Genomic DNA, 22138 nt, shown 5'->3' with positions numbered 1-22138 from the left:
CCTGCAAAATAAATACCCGGCCTTGTTCTTGACAAAGCCGGGGTATATGGTATAATAATGATAAAGAGGGCGCTGTCACATGGCGGTTAGCCCTAGACAATCAACATGAAGTTATGTTGACCGTTCGGGTGCCTGCCGAGCGGTCAACACGCTTTTATGGGTGCTATGTAAGCAAGCAGTATTGCTACCGCCAGCAGTACCAGCACAAAGCGCAGGATTTTCATCCAGCGTCCTTTTCCCATATCGCGCCACCTCCCTTCGTATACTTTCCGAATGGAAAGTATTAATCTCCGGGAAATGTATCACCCCCTTTCAGTCGGGGATGGGCTAACCGCCTTTTATGTATACAGCGTCCTCCGGCGCAAATCTGCGCCTGCCCCTCTTTCGGAGGGGCATTTTTTATTATAGCTGTGCTGTCGGATTTTGTCAATTTATCCTGTGCATATCAGGTTCCTGATTACGTAAAGAAGCAGAGCGGCAGAGATTGCGAAAAAACCACATTTTCTTGATAGGAGCCGCCTTTGGAATCCACAGATCTAAAACCAAAGCAATTATAGGCGGATCGCGTCCGCCACGAAGCAGACGTTGTTATGCCGACCTTCTTTTTGGTTCTGCTTATGTTATCCGGGAAAAGAACCTTATATCTTGGCTGATTTATCCCGCTTAAAGAGCCGTACAGTTCAGTATACGAGGGCGGACAAACCTTTTCTTCTGTAGTTTGGGTGTAGCCGTCACCTGCTGCATTATACGCTTCCTGATTCTTCAGCACGGTCTTTAGCTGTACCCTTATACTTTCAGGGATCAGCGATAAAAGGGTACCATAATAGTATCTACGCAATTCGCTCTTTTCCCATCCGCCGATAGAGCCAGTGCCCAATTGATAGTCTTGAATCTCTCCTCGTGTAGGAGCCTCTTCAATATTTGCTGTAATCAAAATATTACCAGTTCCAGTAATGCGGATATTTCCTTTGGTATTTGTCTCTGCAATGAGATTATAGGCTGCACTCACTGTCAAAGTATCTTCCTTTTGTACATCTACTGTATATCTGGCGTACTTAGAGGAACAGTATTTTTTTGCTATTATCTCTCCATTCACTTCTACAGTAAGATTATTGTAATAACTTGTACTGCTCGAAGTATTATACTCTATCGCTATAGTGCCTGCTTCTTCTGCGATTATTGTCCATGTCGCACGAGCTACAGAGCCTTTATAGAATTTTATCTGCGTTGTCCATAGATTCGCATCACTTCCCGTTCCTGGCGCCCAGGATGGAACATTAGGATAGTCATAGTTTGTAACCAGAGATGAATTATTCATTCCCCTATTAGTCTTAAGCAGTTCAATCCCTACCCAGCTAAGGGGTGCCATGCCGGAACCATCTGCCAGGGCGTCTACATCTTTTCCGGCAATCTGCATGTTGATGATGCCCTCTGTACCCATGTCCAGGGGCTTATAGTTGCCGATCTTGTACTTTTGCTTGTAGGTGCCATCGGCGCAGGCGGCCAGGATATCATCCCAACTGTCCTCAATCTCCTTGACTTCCAGCGGAGAGCCGAACACAGCTATACATTTTGTGGTGCCGGTGATATTGGTGGGTTGGGGGTTCCACCCCTCGAAGGGGTAGTCTGTGGCGGGGCCGTCCGGACTTACGGGCGTGGCCCCGGTATAACTTGCACTCCCCCCATAGGGCACATTCTGTACCGTCTGCAGCAGCGTGGAGCCGTTATAGAACGTCACCGTATACTTTCTTACCGTAGAGGTAAACTTCGCCTCCACGTCCACAGGGGCCGTCACATTGGCATAGCTGCCCTGCCACCCGCTGAAGGTGTAGCTGTACTGGGCCGTGCTGGCCTTTGTGGGCGTGCCGCTGGGTGTCTGGGCGCTCTGCCCGGCTGTGGCCCACTGGGTATCAAAGGCCGCCTCGCCGTTCATAAAGCGCACCCGGTACTGGGTATCGTACTGGGCCACCACGCTCTCGTTTTTGCTTACCGCCTGGGGCAAAGCGCCGAAGTCCCGGAAAGCATAGCGGGTGTCCTCCGTGCCCTCCCGGGCGGGGGCGTCCAGCAGGCCGGATGTGACGGGGTTCGGGGCTGGGCTGCCAGCGCCTACCACGGCCCGGTACAAGAGGGTGTTGTCCCAGTCCACATACCGCACGATGAATTGGGGCTCACCATCCGCCACCACCACAAGCTGGGGGAAGCTGTCGTTTATTTCCGTCAGCAGCTCTGGCGAGATGGAAGCCACCAGCACCCGGCCCGTCACCACAGCGGAGGGCGTGTTCTGCCCGGCGGCGTCCAGGCCGATGCAGCCCTTGAGCTTCGTAATGCTCTCTTGCAGGGATGCTTCGCTTTCTGCTTGCCACTCCACCCCCAGCAGGCGCACACGATTGAGGTTTGCGGCACCCGTGATGATGGCGTCCAGCGGCACATGGGGCATGTTCTCAATGCGCAGGGTGGTGAGATTTTCAAAGCTTGCCATGTCCAATGTCTCAAAGTGCTTGAGTTCCCGCAGGGTCAGGTTGGTAACAGTGCCCGACAGTTCCAGGGTCCGCAGGCGGCCGCCTACGGGCAGATTTACACCCGTTATAGCCGAACCCTTGGCCCTGATCGTCTCCAGCCCCACGCACCCGGAAAGGTCAACGGACATAGACAGGCATACGCAATTCTGGATATCCAGCAGGGAGAGAAGTCCGTTATTGCCCACGTAAAGCTCCGTGAGCCGGGTGTTCTGATAGCCCGCCCCACCATCCCCCAGCTTGAGGCTTTGGAGCTTCCCGGCCATGGAGAAGTTGGCATAGCCCACCTGCAGGGGCGAGAGATCACCAATAGCCGCCAGCCGGTCAGCAGAATAGATATAGACCTCCGTGTCGTTCATGTCCTCCAGGGGGCAGGGGAGGGTGCAGGGCACATTGCGCTTTCCCCGCTGGGTAACCGTGTAGCTGCCGTACTTCACCCGGGGCCATACGTGGCTGTAAGGTGTGACGGTGATATCCCCGACGCGGTAGCAGCGCAGGGTGATGAAACTGCCCTGGGCGTCCCCACACTGGTATTTGCTGTCCCGGTAGCGGAAGCCGTTAAAGAGCCACCAGGCCCGCTGGCTGGCCTTGGAGCCTTGCAGCATGGCAAGGTAGGAGCCGTCGTTATCATGCTCCAAAGGCTCCAGATATTTCTCCCAGGCGTCCTCGTTCCACACGGCCTCGGGCCAGACGGACTGGTGTTCCTCGAAGCTGAATTCGCTCCCGCTGCGCAGGGTGTTGTACATGGCTTTCAGCTCATCGGGGAAAGCGCCCCGTATGTTCTGCCACAGCACGCTTTCCTGGCCGTTGAAGATGTTGGCCCCGTCTAAGTGGTCGGTATCCTCCAGGTCATAATCAAAGACAAGCTGGCCCTCGTTGTTTATGCCCAGGGCCGTGTCGAAGTCGTAAGGGAAGGGGAGCCAGTGCACCCCGTCAAAGGTGGTGGGGAAGAAGTTTTTCGCCCGGCTGTCCACCATCAAGAACACTTCGGTAAAGAGGTAGTAGAACAGCATGGGGGCTTTCACGAAGTGTTCCTCAAACTCACTCTTGAATTTTTCAAGCCGCGCGGCCTTTTCTTCCTCTGTGCTTACCGCTGTCCGGTCCGTAGAGGCCACCCAGGCGCACAGCGCCGCAAGGTTTGTGCAGTCCGTGTTGTGCCAGAATATGATGCAGGGCACGCCGTCAATGCCCACCCGCACCTGGGGGTTATCTTCCTGGGGCGGGGCCTTGTGGGGCACGGTGTCGTTATAGAGCCGCACCAGCTCCACGTTGTTTGCCCCTTCGGAGGACGCCACGTCCGCTTTCATGCAGAAAACGCTTGCGGGCAAGGAGTCCTCCCGGAGCTTATAGGTCATGCCATCCTTTAGGGTGAACTTGAAGTTTTTCTTCTTGTATCCGGCGGAGGACGTGCCCTGCACGTTGATCTGTGCTTGAGCCGTGAAGCGCGCTCCGAAGGGCGAAAGCATAGAGGAACGCCCCGCCGAAGTGGACGCGCGGGAAGACGTGGGACATTGGGAAATGGACACCGTATATTCAAAAAAGAAGAGTTCAAAGAAAACCCTTCTTGTGCTGACCGAACGGAAAAGCCGTCTTCCCATTATGGAGCTAATGCCGGATCGGACGGCTGAAAGCGTGGTTGCCGCCCTTGACCGCATAGAAAGGCGTTTCGGTTCGCGCAATGCCATTAAGTTAAGCATTTTGTAAAAAGATAAAGAAACCGGCAAAAAGCCCTTGACAAAATGAGAAAAATATGCGGCGAAGCCCCTTGAAAAATAAAAACTTCAAGGGGCTTATAAAATGAAACAAACCGCAAAAAACTTACGAAAAAAGCTGCTGTCTCAGGTAAGGAAAATGGGAAAGAATCCCCAAATTTACGCCAGCCGGCCGGGACGGGATTTCACCCGCCGCAGGGCGCTGGATTTTGAAAATATCATTTTCTTCTTGCTCACCATGAGCTGTGAAAGCGTGGGCAAAAATCTCATGAAAGCTTTCCGTTTTCAAGAAAAAACACCTTCTGCCTCCGCCTTTGTGCAGCAGCGGAAAAAGCTTTTGCCTAAAGCCTTGGAGGACTTATTTCACAGCTTTTCAAATTCACTTACCCCCGAAAAGAAGTACCGGGGATATCGGCTGCTGGCAGTGGATGGAACGTCCTTGAAATCATCAGCATACCCTGCAGATTTGCTTTCTTATCTGCCCGGAACAGACCGCCAGCACGGTTGGAACAAGCACCTGATAAACGCTCTTTTTGACTTGGAAAACGGCATTTATACAGACTTAATTGTCCAAAAGGAACACGAGAAAAATGAAGGCAAAGCTCTGTGTGAAATGACAGACCGTTCGCGGATTTCAGAGCCGGTTATCCTTTTAGCTGACCGGAACTATGCGTCCCTGAACAACTTGGCGCATCTGGAAAACCGGGGATGGAAATATGTCATCCGCCTGAAGGAAAGGGATTCGGTTTTTGGTGTAAAACTTCCTTGTTTTCCCGAATTTGATATACCCGCAAGCCTCACTTTGGGGCGCCTCACAAAACGAAAACTGGAAACAAGAAATATCCCTGTTCCGGCAGATTATTATAAGCTTACAAGTCAGCGTGTTTTCGATTTCCTGCCTGTAGAAAGCGTTGGCTTTTACCGGCTTTCTTTCCGTATCGTACGCGTAAATTTCTGCAATGGAAAAACGGAAACCTTCCTGACAAATCTGAATAAAAATCAATTTCCGCCCGAAACTTTGAAAGCTCTTTACGCCAAACGCTGGGGCATCGAAACATCTTTCCGCAGCCTGAAATATTCAGTGGCGCTCATTCATCTCCACTCCAAAATTCCAGAACTTATTTTACAGGAGGTTTTTGCTGCTTTCCTGATTTTTAACTTTGCACAGGCAGCAGCCTGGAACGTGAAGCTTTCCTGCCACAACACAAAACAAAAACAGCGCCTCAATTTTTCCGACGCTGTCTTTGCCTGCTGTGCTTTCTTACGGAAACCTTTTCGAGAACTGGAAGGGTTGCTTTACAGGAAACGCTTTCCGGTAAGGCGGGGACGGGCTTTCCAGAGACCTGTTTCCTCGGGTAATCGGATTTCTTGGTTTTATCTTCCGGCACGATAGCGGGGCTCTTTGGGGGCGCTTAACTTAATGGCATTGTTCGGTTCGCGCCTCTTCCGGTTGATCTTCCGCACGATCACCGTTGACAACGGCGGGGAATTTGCGGACGTGGAACGGCTGGAACGTTCCGTGCTGACAAAGGGCAAGCGCACGAAGATTTACTATTGTCACCCATACAGCAGTTACGAGCGGGGAAGCAATGAGAACGAAAACAAAATGATACGGCGGCACTTCCCGAAGGGAACGGACTTCGGGAAAGTGACCGCCGCAGAAGTCAAACGCGCGGAAAGCTGGATTGCCAACTATCCACGTAAAATTTTAGGTTGGAAAACGTCTGAAATGCTCTTCCGTGAAGCCGTCGCCGCCCTCTGAAAAAAATATTTCAAATTTTTTCGCATTTACTCTTGACATTTTCCAAAAAAGTCTGGATCCTGTTTTATAATTCTTAAAGAAGCCCCTTTTCCCATTGGCAAGCCGTTCCTGGGCAATCCCGGAAGAAGCAAAAAGAATTCGCGCAAACTTCAGCACCTTCTTCGCTCTCAAACAGCCTCTGGGGCAGGCGGGTTCTAAGAACGTGCATAAGGCGGAAAAGCCTGTTTTTCATGGCTTGCTGTGCGGTTTTGGCATCCCATGGCGGATCAAATGGAGGGAAAAAGGCAGCTTGTTAATAAATTCGTAAGAAATTCGTTGCGTCCGTCTTAATTTGTTCACAATATTATAATATCATAGACTAAATACAGTTGCAAGGCCTGTCCGGCAGAGCATGTCCTCTGGGCAGCTTCCGGCAGCCCTTTCCTCTGTTTTATGGAAACAACCCGGCTGGAAAACGGAATTTTTCAGCCGCTCCTAATATTGATATATTGGAAAAGACTCTGAGAGGAGCGAAGGAATATGAAAGCTCTTTCTGTTATCAATTTCGTGGTGGCGGCACTGTTTGTGGCCTGCTGCTGTTACCAGGCGATTTACTGCGCGGTTCGGATTATCCGCCGGCGCAGGGCGGGGACAGAGAAGGAGGCCGGAAGGCTGTGCCGCTATGGCGTGCTGATCTGTGCCCGGAACGAAAGCGCTGTGATAGGCCAGCTTCTGGACAGCATTGCCGGGCAGACTTATCCCGGAGAGCTGGTGGAGGTTTTTGTGGCGGCGGACAACTGCACGGACGATACAGCCCGGATAGCCCGCGCCCATGGGGCCGTGGTGTATGAACGGCAGAATAAGCTCCAGGTGGGAAAGGGCTATGCCCTTCGCTTCCTTCTGGGAAAGATACACGAGGAGCGGGGCCTGGAAAAGTTTGACGGCTTCTTTGTGTTCGATGCGGACAACCTGCTGGATCCCCATTACATAGAAGAAATGAACAAGGTGTTTGCAGACGGGGCCAGGGCAGTCACCAGCTACCGGAACACCAAGAATTTCGGGGACAACTGGATAACAGCTGGCTATGGCTTGTGGTTTTTGCGGGAATCGGAGTACATGAACCGCCCCCGGGATATCCTGGGGGTGTCCTGTGCCGTGTCCGGCACAGGATTCCTCTTTGACCCCCGACTGCTGGAAAAGACAGGGGGCTGGGAGTATTTCCTGCTGACAGAAGATTTGGAGTTTACAGCCGACCTGATTGCCAGGGGGGAAAAGATACGGTACTGCCCTGGCGCCATATTGTATGACGAGCAGCCCCGCAGCTTCAGGCAGTCCATTATCCAGCGTTCCCGCTGGGTGAAGGGCTATCTCCAAGTAGTGGCAAAGCATGGCGGCAGCCTGCTGCGCACCCTGGTAAGCACCGGCAGCTTTGCCTGCTATGACACCTTGATGACCACCATCCCGGCCTGCGTGCTCACCGTATGCAGCTTTGCGGTGAACACAGGGATGTTCGTGCTGGGGATGCTGGGGGCCAGGGAGGAGATGGGGGTTTTCTTCCAGTCTGTGCTTAGCGCCCTGATAAATTCTTATCTGTTAATGTTTGTCATGGGCCTTTTGCCCCTGATTACGGAGTGGCGGAACATTTACTGCTCCAGAGGGAAAAAGATACGGTATGCCTTTACCTATCCCATTTTTGTCTTTACCTTCGGCCTTGCCATGGTGCTGGCTGTGTGCGGGAACATAGAGTGGAAGCCTATCAAGCATACAGTGGCCGTGTCCATTGGGGACATGGGGCCGCGCACCCGGAAGTGAGGCAGGGGATTTTTCCAAAAAAACTGTAAAACCGCTTTATAAATGACGGCTCTTGTGATAAAATGGGAAAGGCAAAGGCCTGCCCCCTCACAGGAGCTGTTCTTTTGTGCGGACAGGCCCGCCTGCCCGAATCCCGGAAGCAAACCCATAAACGCCATTATCTATAGAAAAAGGGAGTGCCAGTATGGTAACAAGAGTATTCGTAGAAAAACGCAAGGGTTTTGACGTAGAGGCCCAGGGGCTGCTTGCCGACCTGCGGCGCAACCTGGGGCTTACAGGCCTTGAGGAGGTGCGCATTCTCAACCGGTATGACGTCTCGGGCCTCAGCCCGGAGGAGTTTTCCGCCGCTGCCCGCACAGTCCTGTCCGAGCCGCCCATGGATAACGTGTATCCCGAGAGCTTCACCCTGCCTTCAGAATACCGGGTGTTTGCCATGGAATACCTGCCCGGGCAGTATGACCAGCGGGCAGACAGCGCTGCCCAGTGCGTGCAGCTTCTCACCCAGGGGGAGCGGCCCCAGGTGCTTTCCGCCAAGGTGATTGGCGTGAAGGGGGAAGTGGACGACGCGGGGTTCTCGAAAATCAAAGCCTATCTTATAAACCCTGTGGAAGCCAGGGAGGCTTCCTTTGAAAAGCCGGATTCCCTGGATCTGAAAGCGGACATGCCCGGGAAGGTAGCCCGGGTGGAGGGCTTCACCCAGTGGGATGAGGCGGAACTGGAAAAATATTTCGGCTCCATGGGCTTTGCCATGACCCTGGAGGACCTTGCCTTCTGCCGGGACTATTTCCGGGACGAGGAGCACAGGGATCCCACGGTTACGGAGCTGCGGGTCATTGACACCTATTGGAGCGACCACTGCCGCCACACCACCTTCCTCACCCGCCTGGAGGAGGTGCAGGTGGAGGAAGGCCCCTTAAAGGAAGCGGTGGAAAAATCCCTGCGGGAATACCTGGAGGTGCGCGGGGAACTGTACGGGCAGACGGATCGGCCCGTTTCCCTGATGGACATGGGCACCATTGGCGGCAAATACCTAAGAAAGCAGGGCCTTGTGCCTGATTTGGACGTAAGCGACGAGATAAACGCCTGCTCCATCGAGACCCCGGTGAAAATCAAAGATAAAGACGGGGAGCGGGTGGAAACCTGGCTTATCCAGTTTAAAAATGAAACCCACAACCACCCCACAGAGATAGAGCCTTTCGGTGGGGCCGCCACCTGCCTGGGCGGCGCCATCCGGGATCCCTTGTCAGGCCGGGCCTATGTATACCAGGCCATGCGGGTGACAGGCTCTGGGGATCCCACCCTGCCCTTCTCTGAAACCCTGCCCGGCAAACTGCCCAGCCGGAAAATTACCACCGGGGCCGCGGCGGGATATTCCTCCTACGGCAACCAGATTGGCCTTGCCACCGGCCAGGTGACAGAGCTGTATGACCCAGGCTATGTGGCAAAGCGGCTGGAAATCGGCGCGGTGGTGGGGGCCTCCCCCAAGGAGAACGTGCGCCGGGAAGAGCCTGCCCCCGGGGATGTTATCGTCCTCTTGGGCGGGGCCACAGGCCGGGACGGCATTGGCGGGGCCACAGGCTCCAGCAAAGCCCACACAGAAAAGTCTGTGGAGGTGTGCGGGGCCGAGGTGCAGAAGGGCAACCCGCCTACAGAGCGGAAGCTCCAGCGGCTTTTCCGGAATAAAGACTGCGCCCGGCTTATCAAGCGCTGCAACGACTTTGGCGCGGGAGGCATGTGCGTGGCCATTGGGGAACTGGCCCCGGGGCTGGAGATAGATTTAGACAAGGTGACAAAAAAATATGAGGGCTTGGACGGCACAGAGCTTGCCATCTCTGAATCCCAGGAGCGCATGGCTGTGGTGCTCTCCCCGGAGGACGTGGGGAAGTTCCAGGCCCTGGCCCATGAGGAGAACCTGGAGGCCACCCCCGTGGCAGCGGTGACAGAGTCCCCCAGGCTGAAAATGGCCTGGCAGGGGGATGGCATTGTAGACCTTTCCCGGGCCTTCCTGGACACAAACGGCGTCACCCAGCGGGCAAAGGCGGCAATCTCCGCCCCCCAAGGCCCCTGCTACCGGGAAGCAGTCCCGGCGGCCTTAGAGGGCAAAGAGGGCTTGGAAGCATTGAAAACCAACATGGCCCGGCTGGAGGTGTGCGGGCAGAAGGGCCTTTCTGAGCGGTTCGACGCCTCCATCGGCGCGGGTACGGTGCTGATGCCCTTTGCCGGGGAAAACCAGCTTACCCCCGAGGAAGCCATGGTGGCAAAGGTACCCCTTTTAGAGGGGGAGACAGACGACTGCACCGCTATGGCCTATGGGTACATCCCCGGCATCGCCAAGTGGTCGCCCTATATGGGCGCGGCCTACGCAGTGGTGGAAAGCCTGTCAAAGCTGTGCGCTGTAGGGGCTGATCCTTTAAAAGCCAGGCTCACCTTCCAGGAATACTTCCCCCGCCTCCACGAGGATCCCAAGCGGTGGGGCCTGCCTGCCGCGGCGCTTTTAGGGGCGCTTTCCGCCCAGCTCCATATGGGCCTGCCTGCCATTGGCGGCAAGGACAGCATGTCCGGCTCCTTTGAAAACCTGGATGTGCCTCCCACCCTGGTAAGCTTTGCCCTTTCCATGACAAAGGCCAGCAGAACCCTGTCTGCCTGCGTGCAGGAGCCGGGAACAAGGCTGGTGCTGCTGCCCCTGCCCGAGGACAAGGACGGTATGCCGGACTGGGAAAAGCTGAAGGCATATTACACCTGCGTACTGCAGCACATGGACTGCGGAGACATCACCGCCTGCGGCGTGGTGCGGGAAGGAGGCGCGGCCGCCTGCTGTATGCGCATGTGCTTTGGCAGCGGCCTGGGTTTCAAGTTTGCGGCTGGATTAAGCCGGGAAGCCCTCTATGCCCCCAAGGCTGGCGCGCTGGTTGCTGCCCTTTCCAGCGAGGCAGAGGTAAAGGATGGCATCCTGCTGGGCAGCACCACTGGCAAAGGCTGCGTGGAACTGGACGGCGGGAAAATGCCCATGGAGGAGCTTGCCGCCATCTGGAACGGCACCCTGGAAAAGGTGTTCCCAAACCTTGCGGAGGAAGTGCCTGTGGCAGCGGACGTGCCCCTGTATGAAAGCCGGGAGAAAAAGCCGGGGCCTGCCATTAAAACAGTTAAGCCCCGGGTGTTTATTCCGGTGTTCCCCGGCACAAACTGTGAGATAGATACGGCCCGGGCCTTCCAGAAGGCAGGGGCTGAGACAGATATCCTGGTGGTGAAAAACCTTTCCCCCCAGGACATTGAGGAAACCATTGCCCGCATGGAAAAGGCTGTAAACGAGGCCCAGATTGTCATGCTGCCCGGGGGCTTCTCCGGCGGCGACGAGCCGGAAGGCTCCGGCAAGTTTATTGCCACCACCTTCCGCAACCCCCGCATTGCCCAGGCTGTCACAGACCTTCTGGAGAAGCGGGACGGCCTGATGCTGGGCATCTGCAACGGCTTCCAGGCTTTAATCAAGCTGGGGCTTGTGCCCTATGGAAAGATTACCGAGCCTAAAGAGGACGATCCCACCCTGACCTTCAACACCCTGGGCCGCCATGTGTCCCGGATGGTATACACCCGGGTGACAAGCGTGAAATCCCCCTGGCTCGCAGGGGCAGCCCCCGGGGATGTATACGCCATTCCTGTGTCCCATGGGGAGGGGCGGTTTGTGGCAGACGAAAAGGCCCTGAAGGCCCTGATTGCAAACGGGCAGATTGCCACCCAGTATGTAGACGCGGGAGGCGCGCCCAGCGGGGACATCCGCTGGAACCCCAACGGCTCAGTGTGCGCCATTGAGGGCATCACCAGCCCCGACGGCAGGATATTCGGCAAAATGGGCCACTCCGAGCGCAAGGGGAGGAATCTCTACAAAAATGTGCCGGGCAAAAAGGATCAGCTTCTCTTCGAGTCCGGCGTGCGGTACTTCCAGTAACCCGCCTGCTGTTCCCTGCCTCCGGCGGCTTAAGAACCTTTTTTCAGGAAAAAGGTTCTTAAGAATCTCCCAAAACCTTCACTTTGGGCGGGGCTGGCCTGCTTTAGGGAAGCATATACTGTCTATATATAGAGAAGGGCCTGCTTTCCACAAGACAATAAGGTATCTTAGTTTTAGGATCAACCCCTTTTTCAAAAGGGGTTGTGGGGGCTTGGGGGCAACGCCCCCAAAGCCTTAAAGGAGAGATAACAAGCATGTTCAATTCCAGAAGCCGTAAATACCGCAATCCTACAGGGGCCGTAGCCGACGGGCAGGGGGTGCATTTCCGCATTACCCTGGATCGTCCCTTAAGCTGCACCTCGGCCCACCTAGTTATACAGCCAGAAGGAGGGGAAGCCCTGGTTTGGGACATGTTCTGGTGCGGGATGAACGGCGAGAACCGGGAGTGGTGGGAGTGCGAGTTTACCCCCGAAAAGCCGGGGTTGTACTTTTACCACTTTGAAATCCACACCTGCCGGGGCATCCTGACCATCTACCGGGGCGAGGGCGGCACAGGGGTGTTCGGCGGCACCAACCAGTGGCAGATGACGGTATACGACCACCGCTTCACCACGCCTTCCTGGCTCTTGGGGGGCATCATGTACCAGATTCTCCCCGACCGCTTTGCCCGTTCGGACAGCCCCAAGGGGGAAATCCCCTATGGCCGTAGCTTCCATACGAACTGGCACGAGCAGCCGGAATGGCGGCCCAACGAGCAGGGGGAGGTTACCAATTCCGACTTTTTCGGCGGGGATTTGCGGGGCATACAGGACGCCCTGCCCTACTTGAAAGAACTAGGCGTCACCTGCCTGTACCTGAACCCCATCTTCGAGTCCCACTCCAACCACCGGTACGATACGGCGGACTACTCGAAAATCGATCCCCTCCTGGGAACAGAGGGGGATTTTAAAGAGCTGTGCCAAAGGGCCAAAGAGCAGGGCATCCGGATTATTCTGGACGGGGTGTTCAGCCATACAGGCAGCGACAGCCTGTATTTCAACAAGTCCGGCCGCTATGGAACAGAGGGCGCGTACCAGTCCCAGGATTCCCCCTATGCCCCCTGGTATTCCTTCTACAAATGGCCTGATGGCTATGACTGCTGGTGGAACTTCAACACCCTGCCAAATGTGCAGGAGACAAACGAAAGTTTTAACGCCTATATCAACGGCTCTGGCGGCATTGTGCCCAAGTGGCTTAGGGCTGGGGCCTCGGGCTGGCGGCTGGACGTAGCCGACGAACTGCCCGACCTGTTTTTAGACAGGCTCGCCGCCGCGGCCAAAGAGGAAAAAGAGGACGCCCTGGTGCTGGGGGAGGTGTGGGAGGACGCTTCCAATAAATCCGCCTATGGCGTGCGCAGGCGGTATCTTTTAGGGGGGCAGTTGGATACAGTGATGAACTACCCCTTCCGGGATGCGGTTCTGGGCTTCATGCTGGGGGCGGATCCCCGGGAATTCAAAGAGATTGTAGAGAATATTGTGGAGAATTACCCGCCCCAGTGCCTGCACCTGCTGATGAACCACCTGGGCACCCACGACACCGAGCGCATCCTCACCATGCTGGGGGGCGAGCCTGCCGGGGGCCGGGGACGGGAGTGGCAGGCGGCCCAGCGCTTGACAGAGGAACAGCGCACCCTGGCCCTCCAGCGGCTGCGGCTTGCCTCCTTGATACAGTACCTGCTGCCTGGGGTGCCCTGCATCTATTATGGGGACGAGGCTGGCGCGGAGGGGTATCGGGATCCCTTCTGCCGCGCGTGCTTCCCCTGGGGCAGGGAGGACAAAGACCTGATAGAATGGTATAAGGGCCTGGGCCGTATGCGTCTGGCCCACAAGGACATCCTGGCCCAGGGGGCTTACCGCACCCTCCGGGCCGAAAACAACCTGCTGGTTTTCGAGCGGTATATTTTCACAGAAACCACCCGGGAAAGCCTGCTGCTGGTGGCAAACCGCAGCGGCAGGCCCCAGAGCATTAAAGGCCTGGGGCTGGATTTCACAGGGGCGGTTCCCGTGCTGGGAAGCCATCTGGGCACGGTGCAGGTAGTGCTGCCCTATAGCGGATCTGTGATGCGGTTTTCCCGGCGCCTTCCCCCGCCCCGGGAAGAACCTCTTGCCCAGGAGGAATAGGCAGGATTTTCCAGCCTTTTCTTACACCCTTCCGGTAGACTTTTCCACTGGGAGGGTGTATAATTAGTTCAATGAAAATCCCCCCCGTGGCTGCAAAAGCCTGTTCCCTCATCTGAACGGGGGCAAAATGAATTGCTTCAGGAGGATGCGCTATGAAAAAACGATTGCTCAGTATCATCACCGCGCTGGCCCTGTGTCTGTCCCTGTGCCCCATAGGGGCTTTCGCGGCGGATGATACTACGCCGACGGAAGAATTATCAATAGATGATTTGAGAGATTTGAAGGTAGCGTCCGTAAAATTTACGGATGCCTATAAGGAAGGGCTAAGCAAAACGTACGACGGGAAAGAAGCGGCTGCACCTGTTGTAACAGATCTGGTGCTGGTAGCTGAAAATGGCACAGAATACAAGCTTCCGGCGGACACCACAGATGATGAATTGGAATATAGTTGTGTTCCTGCCTGGAAAAAGGGTACGGAAACTGTTTCAAGGCCAAAGGATGCGGGAAGCTATAGACTGGACGCGAAAGTGAGCCTGACAATTCCGAAGCAGGATCCGACAGATCCAGATGATCCTGATACAGGAAAAGATCGCGTAGAAGTGATAAAGGACATGTCCGCCCCGCAGTGCAGCTTTACCATCGCCCCCCTTGCAATTACCCCTGTGCTGCGTGAAGGCATTACAAAGCCGTATGATGGCACATCCAAGTATGAACCCTCTGTAGAGGAAGATTCGCCCATTGACTACGAAGAAACAAAGATTATCCAAGATGATTTTGACCGCGTTTCCTTTGAGGGCACTTTCCGTTTTGCGTCATCCAAGGTGGAGTCCCAGAACCTTTTGGGCATGAACATTAAAATAACGGGGGAAGCTGCCGGAAACTATAAATTGGAATCCAGTACTGTGTCTGGCGAAGCAAAAATTATACAGGCTTCCGCCCCTGTTTCCAGTGCCAGCCCTACGCTTACAGTGCGCAACAGACGCGCCCACATATATAAATATGCCCTGGAAGAGCTGCTGCCCGCCCTGCCTGCCGGACAGGAGTATGGCACAATAACCCCCTCCATCCAAAATATTGAAGTTCTTTACAGTGACTTCTTCCATAACAACGATCACCCTGCGGAGAAGGAGGTTAAAGTCACCGCAAATGAACTTACGCTGGACATTTCAGAAGCGAACCACGACGGCAGAAACAGGGTTGCTGAAATCATCCTGTTAATTGAGTCTGATAATTTCAACGAATTTTCACTCACGCTGCAGGTGTACAGCGATGACAAAACCGGCATTACCATCACAGGTCTGGAACCTGTTTCCCCGCCCTATGACGGCACGCCCCAATTGGGGTATGCGGGCCTGCCCCAATATTCCCAGACAGAGGGGACTGCCGGGATGGAGATGCCCGAGTATGACGCTTCTGAACTGGATCACTCCTATGTAGGCAATGGTGACACAGACTATGGGCCTACAACGGAGCCGCCTACAGAGCCGGGGAAGTATACTGTTACCCTCAGCATTCCCGAGGCGGACGGGGACTTCACCGGAAGCTGGACCAGCCAGTTTACCATTACAAAGGCTATTGTCACCGTCACTGCCATGGAGCGCAAAATCAAAGTGGACGATCCGGTGCCGGATTTAAGCCGGCCTGTGCTGGACGTGGACTATACTGTTACCGGGCTTGCGGAGGGGGACGAGCTGAAATTCCCTCCCACCATGAAATATGCTACTGTGGCGGATTCCATCAGCGACGGGGAGTTTGAAATCCTGATAGACGGGGCCATGGTGCCGGATATGGATCACTACAACCCCGCCATCAAGTACGTGTCCGGCAAGCTCATTGTCACCTCCCTTTCGGATAAGGATGAAAACCCCTTCAGTGATGTAAGCGAGTATGCCTGGTATGTCACTGCCGTAAAATATGTGTACAACGAAGGCTTGATGAAGGGCACCACAAACACCCTTTTCTCTCCCACCAGCAATATAACCCGGGGCATGATGGTGACCATCCTCTACCGCATGGAAGGGGAGCCTAAGGTGTGGAGCACCAACCCCTTCACAGACGTGGATGAGGATGAATATTATTACGACGCTATCCGCTGGGCAAATTCCGAGCATATTGTACAGGGCTATGGCAACGGGCGCTTTGGGCCAAACGATGCCCTGACCCGGGAACAGCTTGCTATCATTTTCTATAACTATTCCCGCTACAATGCGGTAAACGTCAACAAGGCCGCCAGCTTGGATCGCTTTGTGGACGCCAAGTATACCAGCCCCGCAGGATACCGCGCCCTTCAGTGGGCCTGCGCGGAAAAACTGATTCAAGGCACTGGCAGCACCACCCTCTCCCCCAATGCCAAAGCCCTGCGGGCGCAGGTGGCAGTGATACTCATGCGTTACCGCACCAACGTGGCCCCGCCCCCGGCGAAGCCAGAGGAAACCCCGCCGGAGGTATAAGAAGCCCTAGAGCATGTTCACATAAAGCAGTCACACGCATCTTTTCGGGTTATTTCATGGGCTTCTGTGTTAGGAATCCTCGAAGATGCGAAAACGTTTTTCAAACGTTCGCCTTTCTTGCGGTTCCTGCCTTGAATCCCACAAAATCCCCTCGAAAATCTGCATATTCAACTTGTGTGAACACGCTCTAGTTTCACAGGAAAACAGAGAGCCGCCTGGGCAGAAATGCCCGGGCGGTTTTTTCTATAAAACTTTCCGGTAATATCGCCAAAACGGGATCTGCTCTTTTGGCTGTCCCGCTAAGAAAACTATGTGGACTTTTGGGGCTGGGGCTGGTATAATAGCCGCAAGCGGCTATGGCGCTTTGTACCCATAGCGCAGGGCCGCAGGCACTTTCCCACAATAACAGGGGCGCTGCCCCGCAGGTATGGTCACGTAACTTGAAAAATTGCATTTTTCAAGTTACAGGATATCGCTGTCCGATATCCTGTTGGTTGGTTTGCCCCGACGAGCAAACCAACATGACTCATGTATCCGATTAAGCCGAAAACATAGTTTGGGGCTTAATCGACTATAAAACAAAAGGAGCTATGTCATGGAAAAAATTCGGATTGGCATTATCGGAACCGGCGGCATATCCAATGCCCACGTGCGCGCTTACAAAAAGATGGAGGACGTGGAGATTGTAGCAGGGGCGGATATTATCCCCGGCAAGGCCCGGGAGGCCTTAGACCGCTGGGAGTTCCCGGAAGCCCAGGCCTTTGAAAGCGCCCAGGAAATGCTGGAAAAGGTGAAGCTGGATGCGGTAAGCGTGTGTACATATAATTCCACCCACGCAGAGTGCGCCATTGCCGCCCTGGAAGCAGGCTGCCACGTACTGCTGGAAAAGCCCATGACCGTCACCCTGGAGGATGCCCAGAAGCTGCGCCGGGTGGAGAAAAAGACGGGCAAAATCCTCACCATTGGTTTCCAGCCCCGGTATGACGAGCGGATGCAGAAGATTAAGGAAGTGGTGCAAAGCGGCAGGCTGGGCCAGGTCTATTATGTGCAGACAGGCGGCGGTCGCCGCAGGGGCATTCCTGGCCGCACCTTCATTGAAAAGCGCTATGCAGGCGTAGGCGCTTTGGCAGACATCGGCTGCTATTCCCTAGACATGTGCCTGAACGCCCTGGGGTATCCGAAGCCCCTCACCGTCTCCGCTGTCAGCTATGATTTTTTCGGCACAAACCCCAAGTATACCCCGCCTGAGGATGCCGCCCGTTTCTCTGTAGACGATTTCTGCGGCGCGTTTATCCGGCTGGAGGGGGGCATTACTCTGGATTTCCGTATGTCCTGGGCCATGCATATGGACACCACCGGCAGCACCATTTTCCTGGGAAAAGACGCGGGACTGAAGGTAGAGCCTGCCAATCCAGAGTCCCTGTGGGGCGGCGCCTGGGATGGAAGCTGCGGCAATGTCACCCTGTTCCATGACGAGTTCGGCGCTCCCACCCACACACCCATCCCCCTGCCCGCGCCTAAGGGGGACAAGACAGACTGCTTCTACCTGAAGTGCCGCTCCTTTGTAGACGCGGTGAAGGAAGGCGGCACAGCCCCCATCCCCACCAGCCAGATTATCTACAACCAGGCCATCATCGACGGTATTATCCGTTCCTGCGAATGCGGCCATGAGGTGGAAATCCACGTGGAAGAAATCTAACCCCCATTTGTCCGCCAGCCTTCCCTTCGGCCGGCGGATATTTTTTGCCTGACGGAAAAAATATTCCCATCTAAAACGGAAGGGGCGGCTTGACTTTTCAGCAGAAAGCGTGTATCATAAATATAGAGGAAATTTATAGAAATTCTCTTATAAATCCAGATAATTCATGCGAAAAACACAGAAATCGGCACGAGGCAGCCAGAGAAGCCCTGCCGGGAGCTGTGGGCGGTTTAGAAGCTTTTTTCAGATAAGGAGGAATTGTATGTTACCGGTTATTACGATTGCGCGCCAATACGGAAGCGACGGGCGCGATGTGGGAGAGATGCTGGCAAAGCGCCTGGAAATCCCCTTTTACGACAAGGCCCTGATTGCCATGGCGGCAAAGCAGAGCGGCCTTTCCGAGGAGGTTTTTGCCGACGCGGACGAAAAGGCCACCAGTAGCCTGCTGTATTCCATGGTTATGGGCAGCTATGCCTTTGGGGCTAGAATTCCCGGTGTAAACGAGATGCCCATCAATGACAAGCTGTTTATCATTCAGTCGGATATCATCAAAAAGGCGGCGGCAGAAGGCCCCTGCGTGGTGGTGGGCCGCTGCGCGGACTACATCCTTCGGGAACATGAAAACTGCCTGAATGTCTTTATCCACGCCGACAAGGCCTACCGGGTCAGGCGGGCGGTGGAGCTGGGGGACTGCGAGGCCAAGCGTGCTCCGGATTTTGTCACCAAGAAGGATAAGCAGCGTGCCAACTATTACAATTTCTATTCCAACAAGCGCTGGGACGACCTGCAAAATTATGACATGGTGCTGGACACCTCCCGTTTCACAGTGGAACAGTGCGTGGATCTGCTGGAGGTGGCAGTGAAGCAGTTGGCGAAGTAAAGCCCTGCGATTTTTAACGCATATGCGAACCCTTGGAAGGGCCGGGTTTTCCCGGCTCTTCTTTTTATTAGGGAAAACCTGCGAAAACCCTTGATTTTTTCAGGGGGGCTGTGGTAAAATAAAGCGGTTACAGCAAAACACACGCCGCAGGCTTGGATTGGTGCCCGGGTTTGCCCCGGGTCTGCCCCAAAAAAGCCCCTGCGGCGGCGGAAAAAACCAAGGAGGTATTTGTAACATGGCAGTTGTATCTATGAAGCAGCTTTTGGAGGCCGGCGTTCACTTCGGCCACCAGACCCGCCGGTGGAACCCCAAAATGGCCCCCTACATTTTCACGGAGCGCAACGGTATCTACATTATCGACCTGCAGAAAACTGTGCGCAAGCTGGAGGAAGCCTACAATTTTGTCCGGGATCTGGCCACCGAGGGTAAGAACATCCTGTTTGTGGGCACCAAGAAGCAGGCCCAGGACTCTGTCCGGGAAGAAGCCACCCGCGCAGGCGCGTACTATGTAAACGCCCGGTGGCTGGGCGGCATGCTCACAAACTTCACCACCATCCGCACCCGCATCCAGCGCCTTGCCCAGCTTCGCAAGATGGAAGAGGACGGCACCTTTGATCTGCTTCCCAAGAAGGAAGTCAGCAAGCTGCAGCTTGAAATTGAGAAGCTGGAGAAGTTCCTGGGCGGCATCAAGGAGATGAAAGCCTTCCCTGGCGCCCTGTTCATTGTGGATCCCCGCAAGGAGCGCATTGCTGTGGCAGAAGCCAAGAAGCTGCACATCCCCATTGTGGCCATTGTGGACACCAACTGCGATCCTGACGAAATCGACTATGTTATCCCTGGCAATGACGACGCTATCCGCGCTGTCAAGCTGATTGCCGGCGCCATGGCAGACGCTGTCATCGAGGGCCGTGAGGGCCAGATGGGCGCTGCTGCCCGGGAAGAAGCCGCGGAGGAAGAGGCTCCCGCCGCTGAGGCCGGGGAATAATTCCAAAGTAATTTCCCACGCATACACGTTATAGATAGTTCGCCTGCCAAAACGCGGGGAAGGGGAGAGTGGCCCTCCTTGCGTGGAGGCAAAGCCTCTGGCTGGAAGTTTGAAGAAAGGACGGAGATTATAGAATGAATTTTACTGCTAAAGACGTTGCCGCCCTGCGGGAGAAGACCGGGTGCGGCATGATGGACTGCAAAAAGGCTCTCACAGAAGCTGAGGGCAACATGGACAAAGCCATTGACCTGCTGCGGGAGAAGGGCCTTGCCGCTTCCGTAAAGAAGGCCGGGCGCATTGCCGCCGAGGGCGTAGCCTATGCGGCTGTCAGCGACTGCGGCAAGGTGGCTGTGGTGGTGGAGGTCAACGCCGAAACCGACTTCGTTGCCAAAAACGCCGAGTTCCAGGCCTTTGTGAAGGTTTGTGCTGACACCATCATCCATCAGAACCCCGCTGACGTAGAGGCCCTGCTCCAGTGCAAGGCCGAGGGCAGCGAGCTGACGGTGGACGCCCTGCTGAAGGAAAAGATCCTCACCATTGGGGAGAACATCAAGGTGCGCCGCTTCGACCGTTTTGAGGGCGTTGTCACCTCTTATGTGCACGCCGGGGGCCGTATCGGCGTTATCGTGAAGTTTGAAACCAGCGATGAAATCGCCGCAAACGACGCCTTTAAGACCTGCGCCCACAATGTGGCTATGCAGATTGCCGCTCTCAACCCCGAGTATCTGGATGAGGCTTCTGTGCCTGCCGAGCGGGTGGAGAAGGAGAAGGAAATCCTCAAGCAGCAGCTTGCTGAGGACGAGAAGAACAAGAACAAGCCTGCCAATGTGCTGGAGAACATCGTAAAGGGCCGGATCGCCAAGTTCTTCAAGGAAATCTGCCTTGTTGACCAGGCCTATGTGCAGGACGGCAGCATGAGCGTGAAGCAGTATGTGGACGGCGTTGCCAAAGAGCTGGGCGGCGAAATCAAGATTGCCGGGTTCACCCGTTTTGAGAAGGGCGAGGGCCTGGAGAAGCGCGAGGACAACTTCGCCGAAGAAATCGCCAGCATGGTAAAATAAGCAGCGCGGCGAAACGCTTTGCGCAGCAATGCGTTTTTGCACCCAAGACGCGGGGAGCATAAGCGGGAATCTTCCGCCGCGTCACTGTGTGCCACGTTTACGCGAGCCATCGCGCGCCGGACGTGCTTCCGGTTTTGCTGGATTTATAGGTTGGATTTGGGAACGGCGTGGCTTTTGGGCCGCGCCGTTTTTTCAAGGAAAGGGAGAAAGCCATGAAAAAAATATTTCTCATTTGCAGCAAGGCTTTTTATTCCCAGCTTGCGTCTGCCAAGGCGCGGCTGGAGGAATTAGGCTGGGAGGTCTATATCCCTTTCACCCACGACAGGCCCGAGGCGGAAAGCCAGTGGTATGCCAAGGGGCCGGAGGAGCACAGCCGCATGAAAAGCGAGTTGTTCCGCCGCAGCCGGGAACGGGTGCGGCAGATGGACGCGGTGCTGGCCCTGAACTTCGACAAAAACGGCCAGGAAAACTATATTGGCGGCTCCACCTTCCTGGAGCTGTATGAAGCCTTTATGGAGGGCAAAAAAATCTATCTCTGGAACGATATTCCGAAAGGCCTGCTGTATGATGAAATCAGCGCCTTTTCCCCCACCGTCATTCATGGGGGCTTAGACAAGGTGAACCCATAAAGGAGGCGTTATGGACTGGAATTTCACACCTATGACAACGAAGGCCGCACAGGCCATTGCCCTTTGGCAGTATGAGCCGCCATACGATTTTTATAACTGGGAAGAGGAGGACGGCCCGGACGGGCCTCTTGTTCCCGGGGCCTTTGTGTGCCTGGATACCCAGGGGCAGCCCATGGGTTTTTTCACCTTTGAGGAGGAAGGGCGAATTCCCACCTTGGAGGAAAGCCCCTACACCCCCGGCTTTTTGGACATTGGCCTGGGCCTGCGGCCTGACCTGTGCGGGAAAGGCCTAGGCGCAGGCTTTGTCCTGGCGGGGCTGGCCTTTGGCAGGCGGGAGTATGGCGCAGAGCGCTTCCGGCTTTCTGTGGCGGCCTTTAACAGGCGGGCCATAAAGATTTATGAGAAATGCGGGTTTGCAGTTTCTCAGGTAGTTACCAATGCCGCCTATAAAGATCCGAAATTCAATAGATTTCTTATTATGACCCGCTGACCCGCCCCATTTCCAGCCAGCCGGACAGGCAAAGTTTTTTGAAGATTCTTAAGGGGCTTTT

Annotated in this window: 12 protein-coding genes and 2 pseudogenes; 13 read left to right on the top strand and 1 reads right to left on the bottom strand. The window is 55.1% G+C overall.

All coding sequences use genetic code 11. The features are described from left to right. Window positions 1-457: 457 nt before the first annotated feature. Window positions 458-1318 (bottom strand): DUF6273 domain-containing protein, encoded by an 861-nt coding sequence (locus tag VSQ30_RS20820; protein ID WP_502876314.1) that lies wholly within the window; start codon window positions 1316-1318, stop codon window positions 458-460. Between the two features lie 2641 nt (window positions 1319-3959). On the opposite strand from VSQ30_RS20820, the pseudogene VSQ30_RS16995 reads away from it, so the two are divergent. From VSQ30_RS16995 to VSQ30_RS16935, 13 genes and pseudogenes are all read left to right on the top strand, one after another. Next, a pseudogene (locus VSQ30_RS16995) lies at window positions 3960-4190 on the top strand (DDE-type integrase/transposase/recombinase); the annotation flags it as partial. A gap of 123 nt (window positions 4191-4313) precedes the next feature. Beyond that, entirely contained in the window at window positions 4314-5621 is a 1308-nt protein-coding gene (locus tag VSQ30_RS16990) for an IS4 family transposase (RefSeq protein ID WP_334461212.1), read from the top strand. Window positions 5622-5660: 39 nt separating this feature from the next. Further along, a pseudogene (locus tag VSQ30_RS16985) lies at window positions 5661-5990 on the top strand (IS30 family transposase); the annotation flags it as partial. A 519-nt stretch (window positions 5991-6509) separates the two neighbouring features. Then, window positions 6510-7781 carry a glycosyltransferase family 2 protein gene (locus tag VSQ30_RS16980; RefSeq protein WP_334465756.1) on the top strand — a complete coding sequence of 424 codons (1272 nt, stop codon included), beginning with the start codon at window positions 6510-6512 and terminating at the stop codon, window positions 7779-7781. A 184-nt stretch (window positions 7782-7965) separates the two neighbouring features. Beyond that, window positions 7966-11724: a phosphoribosylformylglycinamidine synthase gene (locus tag VSQ30_RS16975; protein WP_334465753.1), complete on the top strand. Its 3759-nt coding sequence runs from the start codon at window positions 7966-7968 to the stop codon at window positions 11722-11724. Window positions 11725-11978: 254 nt separating this feature from the next. After that, entirely contained in the window at window positions 11979-13883 is a 1905-nt protein-coding gene (locus VSQ30_RS16970) for a glycoside hydrolase family 13 protein (protein ID WP_334465751.1), read from the top strand. A gap of 152 nt (window positions 13884-14035) precedes the next feature. After that, complete coding sequence (locus VSQ30_RS16965) at window positions 14036-16333, top strand: S-layer homology domain-containing protein (RefSeq protein WP_334465749.1); 2298 nt, start codon at window positions 14036-14038, stop codon at window positions 16331-16333. Window positions 16334-16928: 595 nt separating this feature from the next. After that, window positions 16929-18032, top strand: coding sequence for a Gfo/Idh/MocA family protein (locus VSQ30_RS16960; protein ID WP_334465747.1), 1104 nt, complete (start codon window positions 16929-16931; stop codon window positions 18030-18032). 262 nt (window positions 18033-18294) lie between these two features. Then, window positions 18295-18912: a cytidylate kinase-like family protein gene (locus VSQ30_RS16955; RefSeq protein ID WP_160642171.1), complete on the top strand. Its 618-nt coding sequence runs from the start codon at window positions 18295-18297 to the stop codon at window positions 18910-18912. Window positions 18913-19147: 235 nt separating this feature from the next. Continuing rightward, on the top strand, window positions 19148-19897 hold the full coding sequence (gene rpsB / locus VSQ30_RS16950) for a 30S ribosomal protein S2 (RefSeq protein ID WP_334465745.1): 750 nt from the start codon (window positions 19148-19150) through the stop codon (window positions 19895-19897). Window positions 19898-20031: 134 nt separating this feature from the next. Then, window positions 20032-20958, top strand: coding sequence for a translation elongation factor Ts (gene tsf / locus VSQ30_RS16945; RefSeq protein WP_334465742.1), 927 nt, complete (start codon window positions 20032-20034; stop codon window positions 20956-20958). Window positions 20959-21170: 212 nt separating this feature from the next. Beyond that, complete coding sequence (locus VSQ30_RS16940; protein WP_334465739.1) at window positions 21171-21587, top strand: hypothetical protein; 417 nt, start codon at window positions 21171-21173, stop codon at window positions 21585-21587. 10 nt (window positions 21588-21597) lie between these two features. Further along, window positions 21598-22077, top strand: a complete 480-nt coding sequence (locus VSQ30_RS16935) for a GNAT family N-acetyltransferase (RefSeq protein WP_334465737.1) — start codon at window positions 21598-21600, stop codon at window positions 22075-22077. Window positions 22078-22138 lie beyond the last annotated feature (61 nt).

The organism is Acutalibacter sp. JLR.KK004, from assembly GCF_036941085.1.
Lineage (GTDB): Bacteria > Bacillota > Clostridia > Oscillospirales > Acutalibacteraceae > Acutalibacter.
The sequence above is the reverse complement of the archived record's forward strand: the minus strand, read 5'-3'. Positions and strand labels throughout refer to the sequence as shown.

What these genes read in the sequence shown, in the direction of transcription:
- VSQ30_RS20820 (WP_502876314.1), bottom strand. Translation starts at nt 1,318, where the DNA reads ATGAATAATTCATCTCTGGTTACAAACTATGACTATCCTAATGTTCCA.
- VSQ30_RS16990 (WP_334461212.1), top strand. Translation starts at nt 4,314, where the DNA reads ATGAAACAAACCGCAAAAAACTTACGAAAAAAGCTGCTGTCTCAGGTA.
- VSQ30_RS16980 (WP_334465756.1), top strand. Translation starts at nt 6,510, where the DNA reads ATGAAAGCTCTTTCTGTTATCAATTTCGTGGTGGCGGCACTGTTTGTG.
- VSQ30_RS16975 (WP_334465753.1), top strand. Translation starts at nt 7,966, where the DNA reads ATGGTAACAAGAGTATTCGTAGAAAAACGCAAGGGTTTTGACGTAGAG.
- VSQ30_RS16970 (WP_334465751.1), top strand. Translation starts at nt 11,979, where the DNA reads ATGTTCAATTCCAGAAGCCGTAAATACCGCAATCCTACAGGGGCCGTA.
- VSQ30_RS16965 (WP_334465749.1), top strand. Translation starts at nt 14,036, where the DNA reads ATGAAAAAACGATTGCTCAGTATCATCACCGCGCTGGCCCTGTGTCTG.
- VSQ30_RS16960 (WP_334465747.1), top strand. Translation starts at nt 16,929, where the DNA reads ATGGAAAAAATTCGGATTGGCATTATCGGAACCGGCGGCATATCCAAT.
- VSQ30_RS16955 (WP_160642171.1), top strand. Translation starts at nt 18,295, where the DNA reads ATGTTACCGGTTATTACGATTGCGCGCCAATACGGAAGCGACGGGCGC.
- rpsB (WP_334465745.1), top strand. Translation starts at nt 19,148, where the DNA reads ATGGCAGTTGTATCTATGAAGCAGCTTTTGGAGGCCGGCGTTCACTTC.
- tsf (WP_334465742.1), top strand. Translation starts at nt 20,032, where the DNA reads ATGAATTTTACTGCTAAAGACGTTGCCGCCCTGCGGGAGAAGACCGGG.
- VSQ30_RS16940 (WP_334465739.1), top strand. Translation starts at nt 21,171, where the DNA reads ATGAAAAAAATATTTCTCATTTGCAGCAAGGCTTTTTATTCCCAGCTT.
- VSQ30_RS16935 (WP_334465737.1), top strand. Translation starts at nt 21,598, where the DNA reads ATGGACTGGAATTTCACACCTATGACAACGAAGGCCGCACAGGCCATT.